The following is a 15371-nucleotide window of genomic DNA, read 5'->3' on the forward strand; positions in this document are numbered from 1 at the left end:
CCAGACTACCTAGAGACGGACGGCACTCCGCTGCGCCCACACCTCGGCCAGGTCGGAACCGGTGAGACCCTCGAGACTGTACCGGAACACCCGCCCCGGGCCGTCGGCCACCGCGATCTCGCACGGAACGATCAGGACGACGCACCCCGCGGCCTGCGCGGACGCCGCACCGGTGGGCGAGTCCTCGATGGCGAGGCACTGCGACGGATCCAGTCCCAGCAGTTCCGCGCCCCGCAGGTACGGGTCGGGATGCGGTTTGCCTGCCGGCACCTCGTCGCCGCACACGGAGTGGTCGAAGTGGTGCCTGCCGAGCGTCTCGAGTGCCCGCTCGGTGAGCCGGCGCTCGGTGTTGGTCACCAGCGCCGACCTCAGACCGTGCGCCCGGACGGTCCGCAGTGCGTCGTGGGCGCCCGGTCGCCACGGGATCCCGTCGCCGAACAATTCCTCGACGCGGGTGAACATCCACTCCTTGGCCTCGGCGAGCGCCGCCGGATCCCGGTCGAGCCCGAGGGCGTCGAAGATGACGCCGAGAGCGTTGGCGCTCGACGCACCGATCGTCTTCAGCCGCGTTTCCTCGGTCATCGGACCGCCGAGGTGCAGCGACAACTCGCGGACCGCGACGTCCCACATCTTCTCGGAATCGAGCAGCGTTCCGTCCATGTCCCACAGAACACCTGCGAGACCGTCGAATGCATCAGACATTGAAGTACTTCGCTTCGGGGTGGTGCAGCACGAACGCATCCGTGGACTGCTCGGGATGCAACTGCAATTCCTCGGACAACTTCACACCGATCCGTTCGGGTTCGAGCAGAGCGACCATCTTCGCGCGGTCCTCCAGGTTGGGGCAGGCACCGTACCCGAAGGAGTAGCGGGCACCGCGGTAGGCGAGGTCGAAGAATCCGGACACCTCGGACGGGTCCTGCTCGGCCACGTTGTGACCGCCGGGCAGCACGAGTTCCTCGCGGACCCGTTGATGCCAGTACTCGGCCAGCGATTCCGTCAGCTGCACGCCGATGCCGTGCACCTCGAGGTAGTCGCGGTACGCGTTGGCGGCGAACAGCTCGTTCGCGAAGTCCGCGATCGGCTGCCCCATGGTCACGAGCTGCATGGGGAACACGTCGACCTGGCCGGTCTCCTTCGCCTCGGTGCGGGACCGGACGAAGTCGGCGACGCATAGGAAGCGGTCGCGGTGCTGGCGCGGGAACGTGAACCGGAAGCGTTCCTCGGCGTCGGGTGTCGGGTCGGTGAGCACGACCACGTCGTCGCCCTCGGACACGGCGGGGAAGTAGCCGTACACGACGGCGGCGTGCGCGAGGATTCCCTCGGTGCTCAGCCGGTCGAGCCAGTACCGCAGGCGGGGGCGGCCCTCGGTTTCCACCAATTCCTCGTAAGTGGGACCGTCGCCGGAACGCTGCCCGCGCAGACCCCACTGCCCGAGGAACAGGGCGCGCTCATCCAACAGCCCGGAGTAGTCCGACAGCGAGACGCCCTTGACGATCCGGTTGCCCCAGAACGGCGGGCTCGGGACGACGATGTCGGTGGCCACGTCGGATCGCTCCGGCACCTCGATCGGGGTCTCGGCCGCCTTGCGCTTCTCCGCGATCCGCTTGGACCGCTCGTGCCGTGCCTTCCGTTCGGCCGCCTTCTCGCGGGCCGCGATCGCTTCCGGACTGTCCGGGTCGGGTCCGCCGCCACGCTTGACGGCCATGATCTCGTCCATCCGGTGCAGGCCCTCGAACGCGTCACGCGCGTAGCTGACGTCGCCCTCGTACACCTCGGCCAGGTCGTTCTCCACGTAGGAACGGGTCAGCGCGGCACCGCCGAGGAGGACGGGGAACTTCTCCGCGACACCCTTGGCGTTGAGTTCCTGCAGGTTGTCCTTCATCACCACGGTCGACTTCACGAGCAACCCGGACATGCCGATGACGTCGGCCTTCTGCTCGATCGCCGCGTCGAGGATCGTCGCGATCGGCTGCTTGATGCCCAGGTTCACCACGTCGTACCCGTTGTTGCTCAGGATGATGTCGACGAGGTTCTTGCCGATGTCGTGGACGTCGCCCTTCACGGTGGCGATGACGATGCGGCCCTTGCCGTCCTCGTCGGTGGCCTCCATGTGCGGTTCGAGGTATGCCACGGCCGCCTTCATCACCTCGGCGGACTGCAGCACGAACGGCAGCTGCATCTGCCCGGACCCGAAGAGTTCGCCGACGGTCTTCATGCCGGACAGCAGCGTCTCGTTGATGATCGCGAGCGGCGGCTTCTCCTCCATCGCCGCGGTGAGGTCGTCGTCGAGGCCGTTGCGTTCACCGTCGACGATGCGGCGTTCCAGCCGCTCGAACAGCGGCAGCGCCGCCAGTTCCTGGGCGCGGGATTCGCGCGCCGACGCCGCGGAGACGCCCTCGAACAGTTCCATCAGCTTCTGCAGCGGGTCGTAGCCCTCGCGGCGGCGGTCGTACACCAGGTCGAGGGCCGTTTCCCGCTGTTCGTCGGGGATCCGCGCCATCGGCAGGATCTTCGACGCGTGCACGATGGCCGTGTCCAGGCCGGCCTCGGTGCACTCGTGCAGGAACACCGAGTTCAGGACCTGCCGGGCCGCCGGGTTGAGACCGAACGAGATGTTGGACACGCCGAGGGTGAAGTGCACCCGCGGATGCCGCTTCTTCAGCTCGCGGATCGCCTCGATCGTTTCGATGCCGTCGCGGCGGACCTCTTCCTGACCGGTAGAGATCGGGAAGGTCAGCGCGTCGATGATGATGTCGGACTCGTCGAGGCCCCAGTTCACGGTGAGGTCTTCGAGCAGACGCTCGGCGATGCGGACCTTGTGCTCCGCGGTGCGCGCCTGGCCCTCCTCGTCGATGGTCAGCGCGACGACGGCGGCGCCGTGCTCCGTGACGAGCCGCATGATCTTCTGGAACCGCGAGTCCGGTCCGTCGCCGTCCTCGTAGTTGACCGAGTTCACGGCGCACCGGCCGCCGAGGTGCTCGAGGCCGGCCTGCAGGACCGCGGGCTCGGTGGAGTCGAGCATGATCGGCAGCGTCGACGACGTCGCGAACCGGCTTGCGAGGGCGGCCATGTCGACGGCACCGTCGCGTCCGACGTAGTCGACGTTGAGGTCGAGCATGTGGGCGCCGTCGCGGGTCTGGTCCTTCGCGATGTCGAGGCACTTCTGATAGTCCTCGGCGATCATCGCCTCACGAAATGCCTTGGAGCCGTTGGTGTTCGTGCGTTCACCGATCATCAGGATGCTGGCGTCCTGCTGGAACGGCACCGCCGTGTACAGCGAGGACGTCCCCGACTCGTGCACCGGGTTCCGCTCGGCCTTCTCGACCAGGCGGACCGCTTCGGCCACCTGCCGGATGTGCTCCGGGGTGGTGCCGCAGCAGCCGCCGACCAGACCGAGACCGAACTCGGTGACAAAACCGCTGAGCGCCTCGGCGAGCTCCTCCGCGGTGAGCGGGTACTCGGCGCCGTTCGGGCCGAGCTGCGGCAGTCCGGCGTTGGGCATCACCGACACCGGGAGGGAGCTGTACTTGGACAGGTGGCGGAGATGTTCGCTCATCTCGGCGGGTCCGGTCGCACAGTTGAGGCCGATCATGTCGATACCCAGCGGCTCGAGCGCGGTCAGCGCGGCACCGATCTCGCTGCCGAGGAGCATCGTGCCGGTGGTCTCGACCGTGACGTGGGTGATGATCGGCAGCCGCGACCCCAGCGTCTCCATCGCCCGCTGACTGCCGAGGATGGCGGCCTTCACCTGCAGCAGGTCCTGGCAGGTCTCGACGAGGATCGCGTCCGCTCCCCCGTCGATCATGCCCATCGCAGCCTCCGCGTAGGCGTCGCGGAGGACCGCGAACGGCGCGTGGCCCAGCGTCGGCAGCTTGGTTCCGGGTCCCATCGAGCCGAGGACGAAGCGGCCCATGCCGTCGCGTCCGGGCCCCATCTCGTCGGCCACGTCACGCGCCAGCCGGGTGCCCTTCTCGGCCAGTTCCCGGATGCGGTCCGAAATGTCGTAATCGGCGAGGTTGGGTAGGTTGCACCCGAACGTGTTGGTCTCGACGGCGTCCGCCCCGGCCTCGAAGTACGCGCGGTGGATGTCTTTCAGCACGTCAGGGCGGGTGTCGTTGAGGATTTCGTTGCAGCCTTCGAGCCCGAGGAAGTCGTCGAGCGTGAGGTCCGCGGCCTGCAACATGGTGCCCATGGCTCCGTCGCCGATGACAACGCGCTGGTTCAACGCATCGAGCAGGGCAGAGTGAAATGGCGCAGACATGCCGTCCAGACTAGTGGGCGCGCGAACCAATGCTGGCCGTAGGCTGGGTGGGTGAGTTCCAGTGAGTTCCCCGTCACGCCTGCGGGCCGCGCCGACGACACCCCCGACACCGCGGATGCCGGTGCGGCGGACAGTGGCGTGCCCGTACTTCGTGACCCTGTCCTCGTCGCCGCCTTCGAGGGCTGGAACGACGCCGGCGACGCCGCGAGCGGAGCCGTCGAGCACCTCGAGTTGACCTGGGACGCCCAGCCGCTCGCCGAGCTGGACTCCGAGGAATACTACGACTACCAGGTCAATCGACCCACGGTGCGGCAGGTCGACGGTGTCACCCGGGAGATCGTGTGGCCCGCCACCCGCCTGTCGGTGTGCTCGCCTCCCGGCAGCGACCGCGACGTGGTTCTGCTGCGCGGGATCGAACCGAACATGCGCTGGCGCAGCTTCTGCGAGGACCTCCTCGAGCTGATCGATCAGCTGCAGATCAACACCGTGGTGATCCTCGGGGCACTGCTCGCGGACACCCCGCACACGCGGCCGGTCCCGGTGACGGGCAGCGCGTACAGCAGCGAGGCCGCCGAGCGGTTCAAGCTCGAACAGACCCGCTACGAGGGGCCGACCGGGATCACCGGGGTGCTGCAGGACGCGTGCGTCCGGGCCGGTGTGCCTGCCGTGTCGTTCTGGGCGGCCGTGCCCCACTATGTGTCCCAGCCGCCGAATCCGAAGGCCACGGTGGCGCTGCTGCAACGCGTCGAGGATGTCCTGGACATCGAGGTTCCCCTCGGGGAACTCCCGGCCCAGGCCGACGACTGGCAGGAAGCGGTCACCGAGATGACCGCGGACGACGAGGAGATCGGCGAGTACGTCCGCTCACTCGAGGAGCGCGGCGACGCCGAGACCGACATCTCCGACGCCATCTCGAAGATCGACGGTGACGCGCTGGCGGCCGAGTTCGAGCGGTATCTCCGCAGGCGTGGGCCCGGCAGCTTCGGGCTGTGACGAAGAACTCATCCGAGTCGCTTCGTTCCTCGCTCCAGCGCACGGCGCTCTACGCCGGCGGTTTCCTCGGTCCGTTCGGCGGCGGGGTCGTCGCCTCGATCCTTCCCGAGATCGGTGACGACCTCGGCGTGAGTGCGTCCGCCGCGGCCGGCTCGCTGACGGCGTACCTGCTGCCGTTCGCGTTGCTGATGCTGGTGTCGGGCACGCTGGGCGCCCGGTGGGGGCAGACGCGGACCGTGCGGATCGCGTACGGCGTCTACCTGCTGTCGTCGCTGGCATGTTTCGTGGCGCCGACGCTGCCGCTCTTCCTCGGCGCCCGCGTGCTCCAGGGGTGTTCGAACTCGTTCACGACGCCGCTGTTGCTGGCGGCGCTCGCCGCCTCGACTCCGAAGAAACATCTCGGCCGGGCACTGGGAATCTTCGGCGCGTTCCAGGCCGCGGGACAGTCGAGCGCGCCGCTCGTCGGCGGGCTCGCAGCGGAGGTCGACTGGCGTCTCGCATTCCTCGTCATCGCCCTCGTCGCCGCGGTGCTGGGTCTGGTCGGTGTTCCCGACAGTGCTCCCGCCGAGCCGGGGGCACCGCGCCCGCGACTGCGCGACGCCCTCACCCCGTCGGTGCTGAGAATCGGCGTGGTCGCACTCCTCGGCTGGGGTGCGCTCGGTGGGCTGAGCTTCCTGGTCGCGTTCCGCGCCGAGGACGCCTTCGGGCTGAGCCCGACCCAGCGCGGGCTGCTGCTCACGGGGTTCGGCGTGGCCGGCATCCTCACCGCACGCTTCGTCGGCGGTGTCATCGACAAGATCGGAGCCCGGGCGGCCGTCCTGATCGGCGCGTTCGGCGGCGCGATTCTCGTCGCGGCCACCGGGACCGTGTCCCTCCTCGCGGTCGCGGCCGTGGCGTGGTTCGCGGCCGGAATCGCCGGTCAGTTCATCCTGGTGGGGGTCAACGCCGCCGTGCTGGGTTCGCCGGGCCCGAACCGGGGCGGCGCGGTATCCGTCGTGCAGGCGCTGCGATTCATGGGCAACGCGCTCGCCCCGATCACCCTCACCCCGGTGTATTCGGTGTCGCCCGCGGCCGGTTTCCTGCTGCCCGCCCTGCTCCTCGCCGTGCTGGCCCCGCTGCTCATGCCCCGCGACCGCGCACCTGCCTGACATGACTTCCGGGAGGGCTGTGAGGTGTTCCTGATTCCCACGTAACGTGCGCGCAGCCGTTACGACACTCCCGGGGCGGAGCCTCGACGCATGGCCAACACACCGAGTTCGAGCAAGCTGCTGGTCGTCGGCAACGGTATGGCCGGCGCACGCACCGTCGAGGAGATCCTGAACCGTGGCGGCGGCGAGCGTTTCGAGATCACCATGATCGGCGACGAACCCTACGGCAACTACAACCGGATCATGCTCTCGCACGTGCTGTCCGGGGAGGCGGCCGTCGACGACGAGGACCTGATCCTCAATCCCATGGGCTGGTACACCGCCAACGGCGTCAAACTCCACGCCGGCGACCGCGCGGTCGCACTCGACCGGTTCGCGAAGACCGTTACGTGTGAGAGCGGCCGCGTCGTCGACTACGACGTCCTCATCATCGCCACGGGAAGCAACACGTTCTTCCCCAACATGGACGGACTGCGCGAGCACGACGGGCGCCTGGCCCGCGGGGTGTTCGGCTTCCGGAACATCGCCGACACCAACGGCATGCTGCAGATGGCGCAGGCCCGCGACGACGTGTCCGCGGTGGTGATCGGCGGCGGTCTGCTCGGCCTGGAAGCCGCGTACGGGCTGCGCACTCAGGGTCTCACCGTCAACGTCGTGCACTCCCCCGGGCACCTGATGAACCAGCAGCTCGACGAACGCGGCGGCAGCGTCCTGCGCGCCGAGATCGAGAAACTCGGCGTCGGCGTCCACACCTCGATGCGGACCACCGCCGTGCTGCGCGACGACGCGGGCCTCGTGACCGGGGTGTCGTTCGTCGACGGCTCCACCCTGGACGCCGACATGGTCGTCGTCACCGCCGGAATCCGGCCCAACACCGAACTCGCGCGGGCCGCCGGGCTCGTGGTCGAACGCGGCGTCGTGGTGGACGACCAGATGCGCTGCGAGGACGAGGGTTCCGTGTACGCCGTCGGCGAGTGCGCACAGCACCGTGGGGAGACCTACGGCCTCGTCGCCCCGGTGTGGGAGCAGTCGGTCATCCTCGCCGAAGTCCTCACCGGCTCCAATCCCGAAGCGGCGTACATCGGTTCGCGCACCACCACCAAACTGAAGGTCGCCGGCGTCGACGTGGCCGCGATGGGCGTCAAGGGACCGGAGACGGCGGACGACGAGTTCGTCCAGTACTACGAACCGCGCAGCGGCACGTACAAGAGCCTCGTAGTCCGAGACGGCAAGCTGATCGGCGCCACCCTGATGGGCGACATCAGCAAGGCCGGTTTCCTCACGCAGGCGTTCGACGGCAAAGTGCCGCTGCCCGAGGAGCGGATCAGCATGCTCTTCGACGTCGGAGCCCCGAGCGCCGCGACGAGTGTCGCCGATCTCCCCGACGACCTGCAGGTGTGCAACTGCAACGGTGTGAGCAAGGGCGATCTGGTGGCGTGCGTCCATTCCGGCGCCAAGACACTCACCGACGTCTGCGCCCAGACCCGGGCAGGCAAGGGCTGCGGCTCGTGCAAGGGTCTCGTCGCCGACATCGTGGCCTGCGCCGCGGGCGGCGAACTCGAGGCCGACCCCTCCGCAGACTGGTATGTGCCCTGCATCCCGATGACGAAGCCCGAACTCATCGCGACCATCCGGGAACGCGATCTCCGCGCCGTGTCCCAGGTATTCGCCGAGCTCGCGACGGACGCGAAGGAGGACGCGTCCGCGAAGATGCCCCTGGCCTCGCTGCTCCGCACCATCTGGGGACCCGACTGGATGGACGAGCGCGGCGCGCTGTTCATCAACGACCGCGTGCACGCCAACATCCAGCGCGACGGCACGTTCTCGGTGGTCCCGCAGATGAAGGGCGGCGTCACCACGCCGGAGCAACTCCGCAAGATCGCCGACGTTGCCGACAAGTACGGCGTCCCGCTCGTGAAGGTCACCGGCGGGCAGCGCATCGACCTGCTCGGCATCAAGAAGGAGGATCTACCCAAGGTGTGGGGTGACCTCGACATGCCGTCCGGGTTCGCCTACGGCAAGAGCATGCGCACGGTGAAGACGTGCGTCGGAACCGATTTCTGCCGCTACGGTCTCGGCGATTCGACCAGCCTCGGCATCGCGCTCGAGGAGCGGTTCCAGGGCCTGGAGACGCCCGCGAAGCTGAAACTCGCGGTCGCCGGGTGCCCACGCAACTGCTCGGAGGCCCTGTGCAAGGACTTCGGTGTGGTCGCGGTCGGCGACGGCCGGTGGGAAATCTACGTCGGCGGCGCCGCCGGAGCGCACATCCGCAAGGGCGATCTGCTGGCCACGGTCGAATCACCGGACGCCGTAGTGGAACTCGGCGGACGGTTCATCCAGTACTACCGCGAGAACGCGAAATGGCTCGAGCGCACGTACGACTTCGTGCCGCGGGTGGGACTCGAACATCTTCAGGCGCTACTGGTCCGAGACGAGGAGGACATCGTGACGGGATTGGACGAGCGGATCCAGACGGCGGTGGACGGCTACCGGGATCCCTGGAAGGAGCGCAGCGCGCCGAAATCGCCCGCACAGTTCGCTCCGTCGCTCCCGCTGCTGCCGCTTCCCCAGGTGCCGGTCCGATGACCGCCCTGGTCGAGGGGCCTTCCGAGGTCGCGGTGGGGCCGGTCAGCGACCTGACGCCGGGCGAAGGCCGGACGTACGTCGTGCAGAACCGTCAGGTGGCCGTATTCCTGTTGTCGGACGGCACCGTTCGGGCGATGGATGCGGTGTGCCCGCACAAGGGCGGTCCCCTCGCCGACGGACAGATCGACGCCGCCGGCGTGATGTGCCCGCTCCACCAGTACGCGTTCGCCTTCGACACGGGCGCCTGCGCATCCGAGGGTGTGGGCTCGGTCCGCACCTACGCCGCCTCGGTTCGCGAGGGGTCGGTCGTCGTGCACGTGTGACTGGCCATTCACGAGTGCTCTGCCCTGATACGGCGTGCCTTTCGGGAAAGTCTCGGCACCGCTGTCATCATGAGCTCAATGCTGCAGCTGAAGGGGCGCGTCGCATGGACAGATCGCTGGTCGAGTGAATACCGTCGCGAGTCCGGAACGGCGACGCCGATCCGGTAACCGCCCTCCGGCCGGTGTCCCGCCGGCCGAGACGAGGTTCCGCGCGGACATCGAGGGTCTACGCGCCGTCGCCGTGCTGGCCGTGGTCCTCTTTCACGCGGGCGTGCCCGGAATCGACGGAGGGTTCGTCGGTGTCGACATCTTCTTCGTCGTCTCGGGGTTTCTCATCACCGGCCTGCTGTGGCGGAACGTCGCGAGCAGCGGCCGTGTGCGGTTGGCCGAGTTCTACGGTGCGCGGGCCCGCCGGCTGCTGCCCGCCGGGTGCATCGTGCTGGTGGCCACTGCGATCGGCTCGGCCCTGCTCCTGCCCCGTCTGCAGGCCCGCGCGGTCCTCGGCGACGGGATCGCCAGTGCGCTCTACGTCGGTAACTACCGGTTCGCGCTGCACGGCACCGACTATCTGGCCGCCGACGCACCCCCGTCACCGTTCCAGCACTACTGGTCGCTCGGCGTGGAAGAGCAGTTCTACCTGCTGTGGCCGGCGCTGATCATCGGGGTCGCCTGGCTCGTCCGGCGCAGGACACGGCGCCTCGACGCGGACGAAACACCGTCGACGACCCCGTATCTGATCGTGCTCGCCGTGGTCGCCGCAGTGTCGTTCGCGGTCTCGCTCGACTGGACCCGGACCCTGCCGCCGTGGGCGTTCTTCTCGTTGCCCGCCCGCGGCTGGGAACTGGCCGCAGGCGGGTTGGTCGCCCTGTCGGTTCGGCACTGGCAGCGGCTGCCGTCGGTGGTCGCCGCCGCAGCCGGATGGACGGGTTTCGCACTGATCGTGGTCGCCTGTTTCCGACTCGGCGAGACGACGCCCTACCCCGGAACCGCCGCGCTGGTTCCGGTCGTCGGCACGGTGCTGGTGATCGGGGCGGGGTGTGCCACACCCCGGCTGGGGGTCGGGCGGAGCCTGTCGCTGCCGCCGATGCGGGCGGTCGGTCGGGTGTCTTATTCCTGGTACCTGTGGCACTGGCCGGTACTGCTGCTCGCGCCGATCGTGCTCGGGCGCTCGCTCGACCTGACCGATCGTCTGGCGATGGTCATGGTGTCCGCGGGTCTGGCCGGACTGACACTGGTCCTGGTCGAGAATCCCGTCCGCTTCGCTGCTCCGCTGCGTCGTTCGGCCTCGCGCAGCCTCGTACTCGGCGGCGCCGTCACCGCCATCGCAGTGTGTGCGGCACTGGTGCTGCTGATCGCGCGGCCGGTTCCGGTCGGACACGGAGCCGCGGCCACAGCCCTCACCGTCTCTGCGCCGGCCGAATCGGCGCCTACCGCAGTCGATCCGCGCGACGCGGCGGTGCACGACATGACCGCGCAGGTGCAGGCAGTGGTCGCGGAATCGTCAGGGCTGCAATCGGTCCCGTCGAATCTTTCTCCACCGCTTGCCGACGCGCCGGCAGACAAGCCGGAGGTGTTCGTCAACGGCTGTGTGCGGTCGTGGCTCGAAGTGGGTCAGGGCGAGTGCGCGTCGGGGGACGTGGCGTCTCCGACGACGGTGGCGCTGGTCGGCGATTCGCATGCCGCGATGTGGGCCCCGGCATTCGAATCGGCAGCCCAGCATAATCATTGGCGGCTCGAGACGATGGGCAAGGTCACCTGCCCGCTTCTCGACCTCCCACTCACCAGCCCCTACCTCGGGCGGGAATACACCGAGTGCGAGCAGTGGCGCGGCGAGATCGTCGATCGGCTGCGGACCGAACGGCCCCGATTGGTGGTGCTGAGCATGTCCCGGCGGTACGGCGCCGATTTCGGTTTCACCGTCTACGGTCAGGCCTGGCTCGACAGCCTGACCCGCCTGGTCACGGAACTGCGGGCCACGGGTGCGGCCGTCCTCGTCCTCGGACCGATCCCGGATCCGCAGTCGACCGTGCCGACGTGCCTGTCCGCCCACCTGGACGACGCGACCGCCTGCTCGCCGCCACGGCCGGTCGCGGTGAACGACGCCGGCGTCGTGGCCGAGGCGGTGGCCACCGCGGCAGGCGGCGGACGGTACGCCGACCTCACCGCCCTGTTCTGCACCACCGAGCGCTGCCCCGTCATCGTCGGCAACGACCTCGTGTACCGCGACGACAATCACCTGACTCTCGAACACGCTCAGGCACTCTCGCCCGTCGTCGCCGCGCTGGCCGACCGCGCACTCGCACCGGGCTGAGCGGTAGCGAAGGTTCCTGCCGCCAATTCCGGTTCGGGTGTCACATTCGGTTCGTGGCCGGTGTCTCATGCCGAGAGCACGACAACCGGAGGAGGAATCATGGCCGGCACTACCCGGATCCCGAAGGCCGAGCTGACCGGCATCTACGGCGCGATCGTCAAGCGGATGTACCGCAAGATGCTCGGCGAGGTGGCCGAGCCGGTCGAGGTCGCGTGGCACAACCGGAAGGTGCTGAACTTCAGCTTCAGCGTCGGTCGCCAGGCGCAGAAGTGGGATCGGTGTGACGCGAACCTGAAGTCGTTTGCCCACATGGCGGTGGCAGGCCTGGTCGGCTGCAGCTTCTGCCTGGACTTCGGCTACTTCCAAGCCCACAACGAGGGGCTCGATCTGACCAAGGCACGCGAAGTACCCCGCTGGCGCCAGTCGGACGTGTTCACGCGGCTGGAGCGGGACGTGCTCGAGTACGCCGAAGCGATGACCCTGACCCCGCCGACGGTCACCGACGAAATGTCGGCCAGGCTGCTCGACGCGCTCGGCCCGGCCGCGCTGGTGGAACTGACCGCGTTCATCGCGCTGGCGAACTTCGCGACCCGCACCAACACCGCGTTCGGCATCGAATCACAGGGCTTCGCGACGGCGTGTGGCCTGAAGCCCCTCGCCGCACCCTCGACGACATGACGGCCGCCGGGCGCGAAGACACGATCGACGACGAAGGCTCATCCGATGTCGTACGACAGAACGAATTCGTAGCCGCTGTCGCCGGGGCCCGCGATGGACAGGTCCGCGCTGCCGCGTAGGTCGATCAGACCGCCGGTGCCCATACCCGGCACCACCTCGATCCGTGCCGACACCGAACCCTGGTCCTGGCTGCCGATGTGCTGGAACACGCACGTTCCGTCGTGCCCGCCGATCGAGCCCTCGAAGCGTTCGAGGCCGAGCACCGGCGCGGCATCGGCCTTGTATGCGATCAGGTAGACCACCGTGCTCGTTCCGTCGATGTCCCCGGAGTACGAGTACGAGACGGTCGCTCGGTTGGCACCGCGAGTGGGGTAATAGGTGTCGCCGGCGGTCGTACCTTCGCCGTCGATGTCGACGATCACCGATTCCGACCACGACGCGATGGAGAACTTGCCACGTGCAGTGTGTGAGTAGCTCATGACACGTGACTCTAGGTACGCGGCAGTATGGCGTTCTTGAACATTCGCGACACTAGGATGAGCGAATGCCGACCGTGCCAGGACATCCCGAGGCGATCGTCCACCCGACGGCCGCCGCACCGGGGTTCGAGGTCGAACGGGTCGCTCCCCGAGAGGCTTTGGCCGAGTTCGTCGACTACCACTGGCTGGTGAGGTGGTCGGTGCCGCAGCCCCATCGTCAGCAGGTGGTGCCCCAGCCCCGCGTACATGTCGCTGCCGAGGACGGACAGTTGCTGGTGCACGGGATTTCCCGGTCTCCGTTCTACCGAACGCTGACCGGGAAAGGCCACGTCCTGGGAGCTGCCTTCCACGCCGGCGGGTTCCGGTCTCTGCTGAGGGGCAGCGTCGGCGCGATCTCGGGAACCGTCCAGCCCGGCCGGGATCTGCTCGCCGGTGACGATCGCCCGGTCGCTGAGCGAATCCTCGCCGGCACGGACAGCGCGGAGATGATCGACGCCTTCGAGCGATACCTTCTTCGCACCGATCCCGTTCCGGATCCCACGGGTCGGGAGATCACAGCCCTGGTGGGCGACGCCCAGCGCCGCCGCGACATCGTCCGGGCAGACCAGCTCGCCGCACATGCCGGCTGCAGCCTGCGCACCCTGCAACGGCTGTTCACCGAGTACGTGGGCATCGGCCCGAAGTGGGTGATCCAGCGATTCCGCATCCTCGACGCGGCCGGCGCCGCCCACTCGGGCGAGAGGATCGACTGGTCTGCCCTCGCCTACGAACTGGGGTTCAGCGACCAGGCGCACCTGACCCGTGTCTTCACTCACGTGGTCGGGACACCACCGGCCACCTATCAGCGCACGAACGGCCTGCTGTAGCCCGGCCGGGCTCGGCTCAGTTCGCGAAGCCGAGCCCCCGCTCCGCGAGTTCCTCCTCGAGGATTCGGATCGCCTTCGGTCCGACGCCGTCGATCTTCGACAGCTCCTTGGCGGTGACCGTCGTCAGTTGGTCGAAACGCGTATAGCCGTGAGACGCGAGCTCACGACGGGAGACCTTCCCCATGCTCGCCGGAAACTCCGTCTGGCCTGCGGTGTCGGAAGTCGACATGCCTGTCCTCACTACTCGTTGTGACCGGCGTGCAGGTGGGCACGCTCCCCGTCGTGGTCGAAGATCGTGAGGATCTCCACGGGACCGTCGTGGGCGCCGATGGAGTGCGGCACCATGGTCGAGAACTCCGCTGCGGCACCCTCTTCGATCAGTATGGTTCGCTCACCGAGCTGCAGGCGGGCTGTCCCCGACAGCACCGTGAACCACTCGTGGCCCGGGTGCACACTCACATGCTCCGGGCCCGCGGGCCGATCGGAGGTGATGCGCATCTTCGCCACGGTCGCGCCGTGGAGCGCGCGTTCGCGGGACAGGAGCCAGATCGTCAGACCTCGCGTGTGTTCGGGCTGCGGCCGGATCACCACATCCTCGTCCTCGACGGACTCGACGAGCTGATCGAGCGTGGTGCCGAGGGCCCGCGCGATGGGAACCAGTTGGTCGAGGGCGATCCTGCGGTGGCCGGTTTCGATGCGGCTGAGGGTGGACGGACTGAGAAAGCAGCGCGCAGCGAGCACGTCCAGTGACCAGCCGCGGGCCAGCCGAAGGCCTCGGATGCGTTGACGGATCACGCTGTCCAACCCCACTTCTTGCGTCATAGGCAAGAGTGTATGCGTATCGCGCAGGATGTGGCTAGCCTGGAGTAATGACACAGCATTCTCATCACCACTCCCCTCACCACGGCGGGCACACCCGGGACCACGAGGCGGCGCTGGCGGATCTACTGGACCTGGACGCCGAGGTTTTCGGCTCCTACCTCGACCCGGTGGCCGAATGGGTCGGACAGCGCACCGGGGAGACCACGCACCGGGTCGTGGACGTGGGGGCGGGAACGGGCGTCGGCAGCCTGACCCTTGCTCGACAATTCCCCGCGGCCGAGGTGATCGCGATCGACAGGTCGGAGGTGATGCTCGAGCGCCTCCGCACGGCCGCGAACGGGTGGGGACTGGCCGGCCGATTGAGCGTCGTGCACGCCGATCTGGATGTCGCCTGGCCGGCAGTCGACGCGGCGGACGTCGTGTGGGCGGCGTCCTCGTTGCACGAGGTCGCCGATCCCGACCGGGTGCTCCGTGCCATGTACGGCGCGCTGAACACCGACGGCGTGCTGGTGGTCGTCGAGATGGACGCGCTGCCGCGCCTGCTGCCGGACGACCTCGGCCTGGGCCGCCCGGGCCTGGAGTCGCGCTGCCACGAAGCCTTGGCGCGGTTGGACTGGAACTCACACCCGAACTGGCGGGCCCACGTGGAGCGGGCCGGTTTCGTGGACGTCGAGGAGCGCAGTTTCACCAGCGAGGCAACCCCGGCCCCGCCGAGCACCGGACGCTACGCACAGAATTTCCTGCGCCGCATCCGCTCCGCGCTCGACGGGCAACTTGCCGCCGACGACCGCGCGACTCTCGATCGCCTTCTCTCGGAAGACAACCCCGACAGCGTCCTGCACCGCGGGGACCTGACGGTCCGGGGCAGCCGGACCGTCTGGATTGCCCGCCGCCCCTGAAC

At 68.5% G+C, this 15371-nt stretch carries 13 protein-coding genes; 8 read left to right on the forward strand and 5 right to left on the reverse strand.

All coding sequences use genetic code 11. The features are described from left to right. Nucleotides 1-9 precede the first annotated feature (9 nt). Both G9373_RS36430 and metH read right to left on the reverse strand, forming a co-directional pair. A complete protein-coding gene (locus G9373_RS36430; RefSeq protein ID WP_167119785.1) occupies nt 10-702 on the reverse strand; it encodes an HAD family hydrolase in 693 nt (230 codons plus the stop codon). Beyond that, nucleotides 695-4264 (reverse strand): methionine synthase, encoded by a 3570-nt coding sequence (metH, locus tag G9373_RS36435; RefSeq protein ID WP_005562922.1) that lies wholly within the window; start codon nt 4262-4264, stop codon nt 695-697. The genes G9373_RS36430 and metH overlap by 8 nt, the downstream gene beginning before the upstream one ends. Before the next feature lie 51 nt (nt 4265-4315). Here metH and G9373_RS36440 point away from each other — a divergent pair, with 51 nt between their 5' ends. The 6 genes from G9373_RS36440 to G9373_RS36465 all read left to right on the forward strand — a co-directional run bounded on the left by G9373_RS36440 (nt 4316) and on the right by G9373_RS36465 (nt 12303). Next, on the forward strand, nt 4316-5257 hold the full coding sequence (locus tag G9373_RS36440; protein ID WP_005256316.1) for a PAC2 family protein: 942 nt from the start codon (nt 4316-4318) through the stop codon (nt 5255-5257). Beyond that, nucleotides 5254-6405: an MFS transporter gene (locus G9373_RS36445; RefSeq protein WP_005256318.1), complete on the forward strand. Its 1152-nt coding sequence runs from the start codon at nt 5254-5256 to the stop codon at nt 6403-6405. Before G9373_RS36440 ends, G9373_RS36445 begins: the two co-directional genes overlap by 4 nt. Before the next feature lie 90 nt (nt 6406-6495). Beyond that, on the forward strand, nt 6496-8991 hold the full coding sequence (gene nirB, locus G9373_RS36450) for a nitrite reductase large subunit NirB (RefSeq protein WP_167119787.1): 2496 nt from the start codon (nt 6496-6498) through the stop codon (nt 8989-8991). Then, a complete protein-coding gene (locus G9373_RS36455; protein ID WP_005256322.1) occupies nt 8988-9314 on the forward strand; it encodes a Rieske 2Fe-2S domain-containing protein in 327 nt (108 codons plus the stop codon). Before nirB ends, G9373_RS36455 begins: the two co-directional genes overlap by 4 nt. Nucleotides 9315-9438: 124 nt before the next feature. Next, nucleotides 9439-11625: an acyltransferase gene (locus tag G9373_RS36460; protein ID WP_167119790.1), complete on the forward strand. Its 2187-nt coding sequence runs from the start codon at nt 9439-9441 to the stop codon at nt 11623-11625. Between the two features lie 99 nt (nt 11626-11724). Further along, complete coding sequence (locus tag G9373_RS36465; protein WP_005256327.1) at nt 11725-12303, forward strand: carboxymuconolactone decarboxylase family protein; 579 nt, start codon at nt 11725-11727, stop codon at nt 12301-12303. A 38-nt stretch (nt 12304-12341) separates the two neighbouring features. On the opposite strand, the gene G9373_RS36470 is transcribed toward G9373_RS36465, so the two are convergent. Beyond that, nucleotides 12342-12782, reverse strand: coding sequence for a DUF3224 domain-containing protein (locus tag G9373_RS36470; protein WP_064080441.1), 441 nt, complete (start codon nt 12780-12782; stop codon nt 12342-12344). 65 nt (nt 12783-12847) lie between these two features. On the opposite strand from G9373_RS36470, the gene G9373_RS36475 reads away from it, so the two are divergent. After that, complete coding sequence (locus G9373_RS36475) at nt 12848-13648, forward strand: AraC family transcriptional regulator (RefSeq protein WP_005256332.1); 801 nt, start codon at nt 12848-12850, stop codon at nt 13646-13648. Nucleotides 13649-13664: 16 nt separating this feature from the next. On the opposite strand, the gene G9373_RS36480 is transcribed toward G9373_RS36475, so the two are convergent. Continuing rightward, nucleotides 13665-13877, reverse strand: a complete 213-nt coding sequence (locus G9373_RS36480; RefSeq protein ID WP_167119793.1) for a hypothetical protein — start codon at nt 13875-13877, stop codon at nt 13665-13667. Between the two features lie 11 nt (nt 13878-13888). Next, the gene (locus G9373_RS36485; protein WP_133984376.1) at nt 13889-14470 is read right to left on the reverse strand and encodes a helix-turn-helix transcriptional regulator; all 582 of its coding nucleotides are present in this window, start codon (nt 14468-14470) and stop codon (nt 13889-13891) included. Between the two features lie 47 nt (nt 14471-14517). On the opposite strand from G9373_RS36485, the gene G9373_RS36490 reads away from it, so the two are divergent. Next, nucleotides 14518-15369: a class I SAM-dependent methyltransferase gene (locus G9373_RS36490; RefSeq protein ID WP_133984378.1), complete on the forward strand. Its 852-nt coding sequence runs from the start codon at nt 14518-14520 to the stop codon at nt 15367-15369. The last annotated feature ends 2 nt before the right edge of the window (nt 15370-15371 follow it).

Origin of the sequence: Rhodococcus sp. A14, from assembly GCF_011603105.1 — a bacterium.
Classification (GTDB): Bacteria; Actinomycetota; Actinomycetes; order Mycobacteriales; family Mycobacteriaceae; genus Rhodococcus_F; species Rhodococcus_F opacus.